The 12,035-nt window shown below is 39.8% G+C and carries 13 protein-coding genes and 1 other RNA gene; 6 read left to right on the top strand and 8 right to left on the bottom strand.

All coding sequences use genetic code 11. The annotated features are described in order from the left end of the window. Window positions 1–133 precede the first annotated feature (133 nt). From ssrA to B2337_RS10395, 3 genes are all read left to right on the top strand, one after another. Window positions 134–471, top strand: a transfer-messenger RNA (tmRNA) gene (gene ssrA / locus B2337_RS10405). A 400-nt stretch (window positions 472–871) separates the two neighbouring features. Beyond that, on the top strand, window positions 872–1,168 hold the full coding sequence (locus B2337_RS10400; protein WP_292415267.1) for an LAGLIDADG family homing endonuclease: 297 nt from the start codon (window positions 872–874) through the stop codon (window positions 1,166–1,168). 299 nt (window positions 1,169–1,467) lie between these two features. Then, the gene (locus B2337_RS10395; protein ID WP_292415265.1) at window positions 1,468–2,334 is read left to right on the top strand and encodes a hypothetical protein; all 867 of its coding nucleotides are present in this window, start codon (window positions 1,468–1,470) and stop codon (window positions 2,332–2,334) included. Here the strand turns inward: B2337_RS10395 and B2337_RS10390 are convergent. Continuing rightward, window positions 2,331–4,841, bottom strand: a complete 2,511-nt coding sequence (locus B2337_RS10390; protein WP_292415263.1) for a DEAD/DEAH box helicase — start codon at window positions 4,839–4,841, stop codon at window positions 2,331–2,333. The genes B2337_RS10395 and B2337_RS10390 overlap by 4 nt on opposite strands. Further along, window positions 4,838–5,737, bottom strand: a complete 900-nt coding sequence (locus tag B2337_RS10385; protein WP_292415262.1) for a HamA C-terminal domain-containing protein — start codon at window positions 5,735–5,737, stop codon at window positions 4,838–4,840. Before B2337_RS10385 ends, B2337_RS10390 begins: the two co-directional genes overlap by 4 nt. Window positions 5,738–6,296: 559 nt before the next feature. Between B2337_RS10385 and B2337_RS10380 the strand changes: the two genes are divergently transcribed. Both B2337_RS10380 and B2337_RS10375 read left to right on the top strand, forming a co-directional pair. Next, on the top strand, window positions 6,297–6,896 hold the full coding sequence (locus B2337_RS10380) for a nucleotidyltransferase domain-containing protein (protein ID WP_292415260.1): 600 nt from the start codon (window positions 6,297–6,299) through the stop codon (window positions 6,894–6,896). After that, entirely contained in the window at window positions 6,874–7,299 is a 426-nt protein-coding gene (locus tag B2337_RS10375; RefSeq protein ID WP_292415257.1) for a hypothetical protein, read from the top strand. The genes B2337_RS10380 and B2337_RS10375 overlap by 23 nt, the downstream gene beginning before the upstream one ends. Before the next feature lie 94 nt (window positions 7,300–7,393). Here the strand turns inward: B2337_RS10375 and msrA are convergent, their stop codons facing one another. The 4 genes from msrA to B2337_RS10355 form a co-directional block, all read right to left on the bottom strand. Further along, window positions 7,394–7,894, bottom strand: coding sequence for a peptide-methionine (S)-S-oxide reductase MsrA (msrA, locus tag B2337_RS10370; RefSeq protein WP_292415255.1), 501 nt, complete (start codon window positions 7,892–7,894; stop codon window positions 7,394–7,396). Then, on the bottom strand, window positions 7,891–8,349 hold the full coding sequence (msrB, locus tag B2337_RS10365; protein WP_349677081.1) for a peptide-methionine (R)-S-oxide reductase MsrB: 459 nt from the start codon (window positions 8,347–8,349) through the stop codon (window positions 7,891–7,893). Before msrB ends, msrA begins: the two co-directional genes overlap by 4 nt. A gap of 241 nt (window positions 8,350–8,590) precedes the next feature. Beyond that, window positions 8,591–9,061: a nuclear transport factor 2 family protein gene (locus B2337_RS10360; RefSeq protein WP_292359087.1), complete on the bottom strand. Its 471-nt coding sequence runs from the start codon at window positions 9,059–9,061 to the stop codon at window positions 8,591–8,593. 14 nt (window positions 9,062–9,075) lie between these two features. Beyond that, window positions 9,076–9,819, bottom strand: coding sequence for an SDR family oxidoreductase (locus tag B2337_RS10355; RefSeq protein WP_292359088.1), 744 nt, complete (start codon window positions 9,817–9,819; stop codon window positions 9,076–9,078). A gap of 173 nt (window positions 9,820–9,992) precedes the next feature. Here B2337_RS10355 and B2337_RS10350 point away from each other — a divergent pair, with 173 nt between their 5' ends. Further along, a complete protein-coding gene (locus B2337_RS10350; protein ID WP_292415252.1) occupies window positions 9,993–10,892 on the top strand; it encodes an AraC family transcriptional regulator in 900 nt (299 codons plus the stop codon). Window positions 10,893–10,902: 10 nt separating this feature from the next. Here B2337_RS10350 and B2337_RS10345 read toward each other — a convergent pair whose 3' ends face one another. Both B2337_RS10345 and B2337_RS10340 read right to left on the bottom strand, forming a co-directional pair. Continuing rightward, on the bottom strand, window positions 10,903–11,364 hold the full coding sequence (locus B2337_RS10345) for a hypothetical protein (RefSeq protein ID WP_292415250.1): 462 nt from the start codon (window positions 11,362–11,364) through the stop codon (window positions 10,903–10,905). A 318-nt stretch (window positions 11,365–11,682) separates the two neighbouring features. Next, a complete protein-coding gene (locus B2337_RS10340; protein WP_292415248.1) occupies window positions 11,683–12,000 on the bottom strand; it encodes an HPF/RaiA family ribosome-associated protein in 318 nt (105 codons plus the stop codon). Window positions 12,001–12,035: the final 35 nt, after the last annotated feature.

Genomic DNA, 12,035 nt, shown 5'->3' with positions numbered 1-12,035 from the left:
GACAAACGCGCCACCATGAAAGAACGTGACTGGCAGCGTGATAAAGAAAGACTGTTTAAAAATATTTAAAGAGATCGTCACGGAACTTTAAAATCCGTATAATGACTAACGTACAACAAACCTTTGGGGGCGACCTGGCTTCGACGTGGGTTACGAAACCTAAGGTGCATGCCGAGTACTCCAGTTCTTCTCGTAAAAAAGATTGGAAAAATATAGTTGCTAACGATAACAACTACGCACTAGCTGCTTAATAACCAGTGAATGCCGTCCGACCAGATCCGTGCTTGTGCGTCTGGTATCGGGCGTCGACTCTCACAAGATCGTCTTGACGTATGCTTGGTACTGATAGACTAAAACCTAACAAGATCGCTTCATGTTTTCCCTGTTCATCGGGTAGCTTGAAGTTAAATTAATAGATGAAATAAGCATGTAGAGCTGAAGGCAGAGGATTCGCGGACGCGGGTTCGATTAGTAAAATGGTCGCCACGGGGAGTGATCCCCGTTGGAAAAAGAGAGCTCATACGGTGAACGCTAAGGAACAGGGGTTCTATGCCAACGCCGTCCGGTCAATGGGAAACCAGTAAGCCGGCTAGAGACTCATAGGTTCCTAAAGAGATTCGTCTCAATGGAATACTAGGGTGGGTAGAAGATAAAACCGATACTCACAAACGCTCTCCATCTGATAGCAATATCAGATGAAGGAATAGTCCAGGCCTGAATGAAAATTCAGGAGTCACTGTCCCGCCGCCTCCACCATATAGTCAAAACAACCACCTTCGGGTGGTTTTTTTGTTTCTGGGCTCTGAGCTTGAATTAAAGGGATTTAACTCATTATTATGCAAAGCATGTAAATCAGTTTTGAGAACCAAGGATGGCTATCTATAAAACGACTAAACAACTTACCCCGCCGATTGCTGCCTACATTGCTGGACTGATAGATGGTGAAGGTACTGTCACATTATGTCGAAAACATAAAAATGAATATCGGCAGTTAGCCGTGAGTATAAGTAGCACAGAAAAATATCTTTTAGACTATGTGCTTGAAGTGGTGGGGACAGGAAAAATCACGTCAAAGAAAACGATAAAAACACATCATTCCCCGAGCTTCACTTATGCCATTTACAATCGGCAAGCACTTAGTTTGCTTGGTTCCAAGCGAGGATCCTGAATCGATTATCGAGCTAGCCCGAAAAGCTGATGCTGATTCGAAATGTGATGAATATCTTGAAGCGATGGGTGGTGATGATTGCGCGCGTAAAAACCGTCCAATCAGGCGGTTCTGCGGGAGTAATTAAAGAGAATCAATACAAGACCACACACATGGGAAATTTCACGGGCTAGGTGATTCGCCCGCTTTTACTTGGAGTTCTGTCAATAACTGTACGAAGTAGTTCGATACTCTAACGAGTATTCTATATAGTACAGCTTTTGGAGTTCACTAAAACAAATCTCATCTGGATAGAGAATATGAACCGAATAAATAAGACTATTGTAGTTCGCTTCTTTTCTATAGAAGCGGATGATAGCTTTTTTGAAAACTTTGAAGCAGGAATATTAACTAGCCTAAGTTCTAACCTTAGATCCAGAATTTTTAATGTAAGGAACGCGAAGCACTTAATAAAATTATCACAAGACTCAAAGGTTTTGGACATCTCCTCATATGCAGTAACTGTAGTTAAAGAGCGTAATACATGGCAAACAAAAGCAACTAGTGATGGAACAATCACAGGAATTTCTTTAAATCAGGGGATCATAGGTGACCCTTACTTCTTTTTTGTTGTGCCTAGCAAAAAGATTCTCCTAGGATTTACTTCTGGACCTAGTGGAAGTTTAAAAACAGTAGGAAAAACTATGTTAGAGCAGTTTAAGAATGATCGTCTTAGTAAATTAAAGCTGAATCTAATACCTAAAGAAAAAGAGTTTTCTACTCTTAATGAACTACCTGCCTACAGCAGTCTCCACTTTAAAATCAATTCTTCTTCTCTTTCAGATATATCAAGTGATGCACCAGAACTCATAAAAAATTTAAGTTCAGCTCCATATATTGAGAATAATATGCAATTGTCTTTGGATCTAGAGTTTAATGCTTCTGAAAAGTCATTGTCGAAAGAAAATGTTTTAGAAATAGTTAATTATTTGTCTGATCATGATGGATGTACAGTGCTTAAACTAAAAGGCATAAACACGGACGGTACTCTAATACAATTAGATTTTGTAAATGCTTTCTTCGATTATCGAACACAACTTACTACCAGAAACAAATTTATAGATGAAAATTCATCAGTTGTAATCTTAACGGAAGCTTTGTCAAAGTATTTAGAGGAATGTGTCTAACTAAATAATTCAACAAGTTCTTTATTAGTGACTGCATGTATACGGTCTACTAACTTGCCAGATTTGTGCAGTTCAAATAATTCTTGAGATGAAGCAATGGTCTCATTCTCTAATAAGTGATCGTTTATTTCTTTAGCCGCTTCTCTAGATAGACCCATATTAATTAGAGCAATCATTTGATCTTCACACGCTCCAATCTCGATATATGAATGAATTTTTATGTTAGTCATGTCGATTTTTTTATTTACTAAAACAGAATCGAGCAAGGTGTGGTAGCAACGTAAAGCATTTGACAATCGGAACCTTATGTCATTGTTGATTACGTTAATCACATTTCTAACTGATCTATTTACACTGGGAACAGACTTTGATTCATTAACAGCGTAAGCCCTATCCCATTCTATTTGATCAGAAATAATATCTTTGAGACTGTTACCGCGAATCCATTTGACCGTGATTCGACATATATATCTGAGTGAGTAATTTTCCGTGGGTATGTAAACACCTTGTAAATTTAACCTTTCACAAATGTTTAGAAGTGTTTGATATAGTCCAGGAGCATTTGGATGGGGTAAGGTCCAAGCTTCATATTTTTCTTCTTGATAGAGCGAATTGTAAAGCTTATTTTGTTGGATATAGCCAACGGTGGGATTGGCTTCTAAAGTGAATGGGGGTACTACGAGATCATTGTATGCTGAATTAATACTTTCTTGGAGAAGTCTACGTTCGCGACTAGTTATATTCAATTCTTTAGCATTTAAAGTTTTATCTAGATTATTGTTGGCAAACTCCTTAATCAACTTGTTAGCTATTGTGTACAGATGATATTGATCGCGTTCCTCATGATTATATGTTCCACTCAATGCAATCATTACTCTACTAAGATCTTCATTTAATGACTTGAAGTACGTAGGAATTTTTTGTTCATCTATCTCAACATCATCAAAATAATCTTGAAATTTCCAGCTATTGGGTTTTATAAGAAAAATATTTCCGGAAAAATGCTGAAGCATTCTTCCCGCTCGTCCAGTGATATTACTTATAGACACATTTTCTATACGTTCTGAAGGTTGTCTAGGAATTGGTTGATAAGGGTCATCTAAAAAGAGATTTTTTGCTGGCAAATTCACACCTTCAGCAAGCGTACTTGTACAAGCAATAAATTTGATTACTCCCTCTTTCGCAAGGTTCTCAACCATAATTCGAATAGAGCTAGGAAGTGGTCCATAATGAAACGCTATCCCTTTTCTCAAATTTTCAGCTAAGGAAAAATCCTTGTGAATGAATTGTTGAACATAATCAGCAGCTTCATTTAGTAGAGGAGAGTTCTCATAAACAGGAATAAGATCAGAAATATCATTGGCTAAATTTTCACAATAATCAGTTCTGTTTCGATAGATGATATTGCTCTGACCACTACCTAATCGATAAACAATTTCTGCTAATTTTGTACCTTTAAATGTCTTATTAATTTTTTTTAAGTTATTAGAGTTATACCTTGAAATGATTAGCTCTTTTCCTTTAGGTACAACTTCCATAATTATTTTTGCCACTGGAGAGTGTTCGGTTATTTCCTTTTTAAACTCAATATCACTAAAGATTGAAGAGTAAGAGTTTTGATAGATTGATGACGGCATGCTGATTATGATTTGAGGGAAGCTATCCTCCAACATTTTTTCAATCGTAAGATGAAGGAGTACGCCGCGATTGTTTTCTACAATGTTGTGTGCTTCATCAATGAATAAATAGTCAAATGATAAATCTCCTCTTAGTAAAACTTCATGCAAACGTTCTTGTGTCATTACAAAAAAAGTTTTGGCTCCAAAGCTACCATCTCTGGGAACAGTGCAAATTTCTATTTCATCATCAAAATTATAATTTTTTGCCAGTTCATATATTTTTCCAGCAACTTCAGTTATCAATGCTCTTGTGGGAACAATAATAGCGGCAAATGAACCATCACTCTTTGCTACTCGATTTAACAAGTAATTTAAAATTATGTGGGTTTTACCTGCAGAAGTAGGCGCAGAAGTTATAACATCCTTATCTGAACGTAAATCTTCCCATAGCGAACGTTGGAAATCTGTTAGTGGGAAGTCAAGCTCTTCGACCGTGTTAAGAGACAGTCTAAAATCCATTTGAGCTTCAGAATAAAAATTATAGGTAAATTTAAGTTCTGGGTGGCGTCGAGACAATAACGCTATATTTGGAAAGTCGCCAGCGTTTACGAATACACTATTTGCAATAGGAACTAAGTCAGGATATTCATCAGCACAAATATCCAACATCATAGAAAGAAGTATAGCGCCTTCATTATTTAATTTTCTATCATCAGATTTATAGAATACTTGAGATGAAAATATTAACTTTTTGATATCGCTCTTTTCAAGGTTTATTTTTTCGCCAATTAAGTCAGATATATAAGCATCGAAAAGGAAATTGGCAGCATTTTGATAACCCTCGCTTTCGTTAATCTTGATAGCAAGTTTATTAAGAAAAGCGGTCATTTTTCAATTCCCATATATTCAATGAATTCAGTAACTAAATTGTTAACACATGAAAAAGGGAGCATTAAAATGGCTGTTTTATCGATACCAATTTCTTGCTTTTCTATTTGATTAAAGAATTCGTAAATATATGTCTTCGCGAGCTCAGTATATTTATCTACAAAGTCCTCTTCTGACAACGCATTAGAAATAAGATCGGGTTCAGAAAAACCTATAAAACAAGGTGAATGGATTAGATCTGATAAGTCCTTTTCAGAAAATGGATCTAATAGATCCAGTAGTATTGACTCCAATTCTTCATTTATATTTGGGAAGTCCATGTGGCTTTCAATCAAGTCAAATTCTTGAATATATTTTTCTTTAGCACTTTTAATTGATACGGCAGAGCTTGAAGCAGCGCCTTTAAAATCAGCGTGTAATTTTGATTCACCTAAAAATAATACGAATTCGCCATCATAGAATTGACCATGAACAGCATCAGCTCCATAGACTGGCATTCTTCGACTTGTTTTCATTGATACTTTACTTAGAATTTTTGGAGCCTGAAAGTAGATATCCAAAAGAGTGAACAGGATAAGTTCACCTAGTTCACCTTGTGCTGTATGTTGACTTAATTTCCTTGCTGCCTTCTGAAAGAGCTTTTCAGCAGATTGTTTATTTTGTATTCCAAGATTTTTTTCTATTTCAGTGCAGGTAAAAACGAAATTGAATAATATAGCCTCTTTAACTTTTTCAAAAAATTCTGAATGAGATGATTTCCCAGATGATAGCGGCAAATAGACCACTAACGTTTTTATCTCGCGACCATCTTCAAGCGTCAAAGTAACGTTCACCTCTTTTAGGATTTTTTTTAGGTCGGAGGCATTTTTGAATTGCGGTTGAAGGTGTAAGTCCATTTTTCAGCCTGTTTAAAATTTCATGTTCTCCACTTTATAACAGATTGACTATAAGACAAGCCCAATTTTTAATACTTGCTCTTGGGGATTAATACCATACAACCTAAGTCTATCGCCCTGTTTGCTTAAAGTTGACTTTGAGATAAGCTGAATACCCAAACGCTTAGCAGGTTATGGAATTTTTCTATACCATAAAGATATCAATAGTCAGATTAATTTGTGTGGAGCAACTAAATATTTATTGATTTATCCATTAATAATATCAACGACTTAATTGTCTATTAGATTGGCGCCGCCCCACCAAAACAAAAATAAACCACCTTTAGGTGGTTTTTTTGTGCCTGAAGTTTGCTCAAAATTAAATGATATTCCTCAACATATTAATATCTTAATTTCACAAACCTTATGTAGCACTGAAATTAACGTATGGAACATAAACAAGGACTTTGGAAAACAGATTGTTTTGTTTGCTTATTTTTCGAGAGAACTAAATCAATATTGTAAATACCCAATATGGGGATTATAGTACCCATATTGGGTATTTTATTAATGGTGTTGTATGTCCGTTACCTCTATCACTGAAGCATTGTTTACAAAAACACAGCAACGTGTGCTGGGTTTGTTATATGGCAAACCTGATAAAAGTTTTTATACGAACGAGATTGTTCGCATGGCTGCGATGGGCCGGGGCACGGTTACAAGGGAATTGGAAAAACTCACCAACGCTGGAATATTGATTAGCTCGAAAGAAGGAAATCAACAGCACTATCAAGCAAACCCAGATAATCCAATATTCAACGAGCTGGTGTCGATTACAACAAAGACATTCGGTGTAGCTGATGTCGTTCGCCAGGCTTTAACCTCCATTGATGGACAGATTTTATGTGCCTTTATCTATGGTTCCGTCGCAAAGGGCGAGGCAACAGCCAAAAGTGATATTGATCTGCTGGTTATTTCTGATAAGTTGGCTTATGCGGACTTGATGGAATGTCTTGTTGACGCTGAAAAGACTTTATCGCGACCTATCAATCCTTCTGTTTATGAATTAGAGCAGTTCAAACAGAAATGGCAGGAAGATAATGCATTTATTTCAAAGGTAATGGACCAACCGAAGATATGGCTGAAGGGATCAGAAAATGACATTAGTACATCTGGATAACCTGGTAAAAACCAACAATTTAAAAATAGAACCTGCTGATCAAAAAGAGTTTGATGGCATGGTGATTTCTGCCAAACGTCGTTTGCAGGATGCCAATGTGGAAAGCTTATCCGACGATAGTCGTTTTTCATTAGCTTATGGTGCAGCACATGCTTTATCTTTGGCGGCGATGCGTTGGCATGGATACCGTTCAGACAATCGTTATCTGGTGTTTCAGTGTTTGGAACACACTGTAGGCATGACAACTAGCAAGTGGCGAGTTTTAGATAAATGTCACAAGCAACGCAATCTTGCTGAATATGAAGGTCACCTGGAAATTACACCACAGCTACTGGATGAATTGATTGCTATAACGAAAGAGTTATTAACGTTGGTTGAAGAGTTGGGGCCAATTGTAAAATAACGATCAGTTGTTGCTAAAAGTGCAACAACTGATCAGAAAAATTATTTCTAGAATAGAGTCGAGGCTGGCTCAATCAATAAAACCAATTCTTTTCTTAAGACAGCTTCCAATCCGGTCGAATGTAATGGCAGGTGTATCCGGTTGGATAATGTTGCAGATAATCCTGATGTTCTGGTTCGGCTTCCCAGAAATCTCCGACGGGTTCTACTTCGGTGACGACTTTGCCGGGCCATATTCCGGATTGATTTACATCCTCAATCGTCTGCTTGGCAATTTCGGCTTGTTCATCGTTGGTGTAATAAATCGCTGAGCGATAACTCATTCCTCGATCATTGCCTTGTTGATTTGGCGTGGTCGGATCGTGAATCTGGAAGAAAAATTCCAGTAACTGTCGGTAAGTAATCTGCTCAGGATTAAAGAGGATCTCAATGCCTTCAGCATGGGTGCCATGGTTTGGATAAGTGGCATTTGGAATATCGCCGCCGGTATAGCCGACTCGCGATGAGATCACACCCGGTAATTTACGAAGTAAATCCTGCATACCCCAGAAGCAGCCACCGGCCAATACGGCTCGTTCGGTATTTGACTCGCTCATTTTGTCTCACCTAAGGTTTCTGAAAACAGCTTTTTAAATTCTCCATAGCCCTCAATATCCAGTTCATCAGCGGGAATAAATCTGAGTGACGCTGAGTTGATGCAATAACGCATGCCACCGGCTTCTTCGGGGCCATCAGGGAAGACATGACCTAAATGACTGTCACCATGCACTGAGCGTACTTCAACACGGCGCATGCCCAGACTCTCATCAAAGTTTTCGGTGACATTCTCAGTCTGCACTGGGCGGGTAAAGCTCGGCCAGCCGGTGCCACTATCAAATTTATCTATTGATGCAAACAATGGCTCACCCGACACTACATCGACGTAAAGACCGGCTTCGTGATTGTCCCAATAAGCATTATCAAACGGCGGTTCGGTGCCGCATTGCTGGGTCACATAATGTTGTTCAGGTGAGAGACGTTCAACGGCTTCTGCTGCTTTTTTGTATTTTATCATGACAATCAAACCTTTATAAAAAGTGTAATCGTGAAACTGTCCATGAATAAAAACGCTGATATCCAATCGGGAGTTTAAGTTTTGAAATTTTTATCGATGACATACTGACCTGTCCACCTGCCAGTCGTTCCCGAATAGAAACTCAGTATATAGCTCAAAGACTACATCAGCGATGTTCTGCAACGAAAGTAATATCCGAAATGACCAAACCACCGTTTTGTCAGATTAAACGTCTATTTCAGTCATCGTTAACATCAAGTGCCATCACTGCATCGTAAGCATTTAAATCAAGCACTGCTCTGACATTAACGACTTTTCCTTGCTGCATGGTAAAAAACCATGCATAGCTGTTTCGATAAATTTCACCATTGATCAAGGTCGCCTCAGCTTCAAACAAAATGATGATTTCTTCACTGTCCTGATAAATAGCATGGACGGTAGGTTTTAATCGCGTTGACAACCGTTTGTTAAATGGCTGAATCACCATCTCCTGGAAGTCAGATAGATTATAAGTTTTGGCTGACTCAGTCGGCCCCATAATGGTCCATTGTGCATCTGCTTCGAGTAAATCAAATGGCGATCCTGTGCCCTGACTCCATTGATTGAAAGCTTGTTCGACTAGCTGTTTATGATTGAGCGGCTCTGCCATCACAGAGCCACTTAATAAATAAAACCAGACAAACACCGTCACGTACTGAAATGTTTTCATCCTGAGCCCCACGCTTAAAAGGCATGGCCATAACAGGCCATAGTGCGAATCACCAACTCATTCACATCCACATTGTCAGGTTGCGAAATGGCATACAAAACGGCATCAGCAACGGCTTCGACATTTAACGACGTGTTGCGAAGCTGATCAACAAATTCAGCGGCAGCTTCATCAGTAATGTCGTGGCCAAGTTCAGTAGTGGTAACACCTGGGGAAAGAACAGTGACACGCAGATTGTTTGATTCCTGACGCAAGCCTTCACTGATGGCTCGAACCGCATATTTACTGGCACAGTAAACAGCACAGGAGGGACCAACTGTGTGCGCTCCAGTGGAAGCGGTGTTGATAATATGTCCACTGCCTTGCTGATCCATGATTGGTAAGACTGCCGCGATACCATTCAACACGCCTTTAATATTTATATCGATGATGTTGTTCCATTCATTGGTTTTTAACGCGCGCATTGGCGATAACGGCATAATGCCAGCGTTGTTAAACATCACATCCACCCGACCAAAGGTATCTTTGGCAAAAGTCACAAATGCATTCACCTGTTCTGCATTTGCTACATCCAATTCACGATAGGCAGCATGACCACCTGATTGCTGGATATCTCGGACAATGGCTTCAAGGCGATCAGTTCGACGTGCACCAAGCACAACAATCGCACCATTTTTAGCCAGTACTTTGGCGGTAGCTTCACCGATCCCGCTGCTGGCGCCGGTGATTAAAACGACTTTATTTTCTACGTTCTTCATTAGTTATCTCCATTTGAACTTGTCTTTAAGTGACGATTCAAATGGTAGTGAGGAAGCTGTTTATTTTGGATACACAGAGCTACAGGAAAATTGCCTATTTCTACAACCCACTATATTTACAAAACAGCCTCAGCCTATAATCAGCATCAGTAACTTATTGGGGTAATTAGAAAATGAATGAAACCCAACGCACAGAACTTGCGAGCCTGATTGATAAATTCTCCTCAGGGAACGGCATTCACAGCACCGCTATAACTGGCGTGAACTGCATAAAGCTCAATGAAATAAATGACCGATTGCCCAGTGTTTATACACCTTCTTTGTGCGTCATTGTGCAGGGCAAGAAACGGGTGTTACTCGAAGATGAAATCTATCAATACCAGCCTTCGGAATATCTGGTGGCCTCTGTCGATTTACCGGTGATTGGTCAGGTGATAGAAGCGAGTAAAGACAAACCCTATCTATGTTTGCAGATTGAGTTGGATCTGCATCAACTTACCGAGTTAATGGCGCAGACCCGTTTGCCGTTTAAAAACAAAATACCAAACCAGCGTGGCATTTTTGTCGGAGATGTGGATGAGTCACTGGGCGATGGTGTATTACGACTTGCCCGGTTATTGGAAGCCCCACAGGATATTGCGTTATTAGCGCCCATGATTAAACGTGAAATTCATTACCGGTTACTCAACGGTCAATATGGCGATGTCATTGCTCAAATGACACAAACCGGTAGCCACATGCAACGAATTTCAGAGGCGATTCAAATTCTAAAAGCCAATTACGATCAGCCAATCAAAATTGAGGATCTGGCTACCCAGGTAGGCATGAGTATTTCGTCTTTCCATAGCCACTTCAAAGCGGTCACTGCAATGAGCCCATTGCAATATCAAAAACGATTCAGGCTGCTTGAAGCACGAAAAATCATGATGACGGAAACGCAGGATGCTGCCAGCACGGCTTACCGGGTGGGGTATGAAAGTCCATCACAATTCAGTCGTGAATATGTAAGGATGTTTGGCCATCCACCCAAACGCGATATGAGCATGTTGCTACAGCAGCAGTCTATTGCGTGACTAAGCGAACTTAGCTTGACGCCTGACAATCCGCAGCCACTACCTCAATACGTCCGACATCTTCACTGTTCTTGTCTGAATACACATAAACAATTTTTGCACCCGCCTGCAGCACTGGCTGCATTTCCGCATTCTTACAAAGACTTGAGAGCAGTTTTGGTTTGATCTTCTCAAGCACAGTGGCTGGCTCGACTTCGGCAACCGACACCGTAGTCAGGGTATAAAAATAGGTAATCATATCGCCGGGGCCCGCTAATGCTTTTTCCAATCGGGTTTGATCATCAATTTTGATCGGTGCTTGGGCATTAATGAAAACTTCAGCTTCCATAAAGCCTTCTTCAATAGACTGCAATTCAGATAATTGCCGTTTACTGTCAGTTGCCGATGATGGAGCGTCTCGATTATTGAAAACGATTGCCAGAATGATAACGAGCGGTATCAAGCCGATGGCTAAAAGTAACTTCTTATTCATTATGCTGCCTGGGTTTTAATGGAAAGTTGAGGAACAATGTGGGATCAAGCATACCGATGGCTTGGTGAAAAACACAATAATCTGTTTTGAAATTGATTTCCCTATGGCCTCATAAGGATCGCTTCAATTAATGAGATTTATTCTGTGCGCCGAAAGCATTTTATATTCTGCACAAGCCTTATTCCGTTACGTCGCATATTTTGGATTTCGGGTTTATCTGACCTTTAGAGTGAGCATTAAGGACACCTTAATCACGCTCCCGCGCGAGAATGGGTGATTCCCACGGAGGATCGTGGGAACCAGCATTTGGTGTTGATGTTAGCGTGATTGCATACGCTCAATGGTGGTGGTCAAGACACGTTTCATTTTATCGGTCGCACCGGTAAAGGCTTGTTTGATGGTCGCTGCATCATGAGTGACCACATTGGGTTGGTGACCTTCTATGCGGGCTTCGATCAGACAACGGATATCATCAGCACCACCCCGGTTTTCACTGTTTTGATCGCTTAGATGGACTTCGACACGCGTGACGTGATCATCAAATCGTTTGAGAGAATGTTGTAGTTCTTCACGAATTGAGTCGGTGAGCGTATCGTCGCCTGGAATGTGACGATCGGTATTAACCTGAATTTGCATGCAACCTCCATTGAATGAAATAAAACGTTTGCTAT

The sequence above is a fragment of the Methylophaga sp. UBA3192 genome, assembly GCA_002363955.1.
Lineage (GTDB): Bacteria > Pseudomonadota > Gammaproteobacteria > Nitrosococcales > Methylophagaceae > Methylophaga.
Note: the sequence above shows the minus strand (reverse complement) of the source record. Positions and strands in the feature narration are given on the sequence as shown.

What these genes read in the sequence shown, in the direction of transcription:
- B2337_RS10400 (WP_292415267.1), top strand. Translation starts at nt 872, where the DNA reads ATGGCTATCTATAAAACGACTAAACAACTTACCCCGCCGATTGCTGCC.
- B2337_RS10395 (WP_292415265.1), top strand. Translation starts at nt 1,468, where the DNA reads ATGAACCGAATAAATAAGACTATTGTAGTTCGCTTCTTTTCTATAGAA.
- B2337_RS10390 (WP_292415263.1), bottom strand. Translation starts at nt 4,841, where the DNA reads ATGACCGCTTTTCTTAATAAACTTGCTATCAAGATTAACGAAAGCGAG.
- B2337_RS10385 (WP_292415262.1), bottom strand. Translation starts at nt 5,737, where the DNA reads ATGGACTTACACCTTCAACCGCAATTCAAAAATGCCTCCGACCTAAAA.
- B2337_RS10380 (WP_292415260.1), top strand. Translation starts at nt 6,297, where the DNA reads ATGTCCGTTACCTCTATCACTGAAGCATTGTTTACAAAAACACAGCAA.
- B2337_RS10375 (WP_292415257.1), top strand. Translation starts at nt 6,874, where the DNA reads ATGACATTAGTACATCTGGATAACCTGGTAAAAACCAACAATTTAAAA.
- msrA (WP_292415255.1), bottom strand. Translation starts at nt 7,894, where the DNA reads ATGAGCGAGTCAAATACCGAACGAGCCGTATTGGCCGGTGGCTGCTTC.
- B2337_RS10360 (WP_292359087.1), bottom strand. Translation starts at nt 9,061, where the DNA reads ATGAAAACATTTCAGTACGTGACGGTGTTTGTCTGGTTTTATTTATTA.
- B2337_RS10355 (WP_292359088.1), bottom strand. Translation starts at nt 9,819, where the DNA reads ATGAAGAACGTAGAAAATAAAGTCGTTTTAATCACCGGCGCCAGCAGC.
- B2337_RS10350 (WP_292415252.1), top strand. Translation starts at nt 9,993, where the DNA reads ATGAATGAAACCCAACGCACAGAACTTGCGAGCCTGATTGATAAATTC.
- B2337_RS10345 (WP_292415250.1), bottom strand. Translation starts at nt 11,364, where the DNA reads ATGAATAAGAAGTTACTTTTAGCCATCGGCTTGATACCGCTCGTTATC.
- B2337_RS10340 (WP_292415248.1), bottom strand. Translation starts at nt 12,000, where the DNA reads ATGCAAATTCAGGTTAATACCGATCGTCACATTCCAGGCGACGATACG.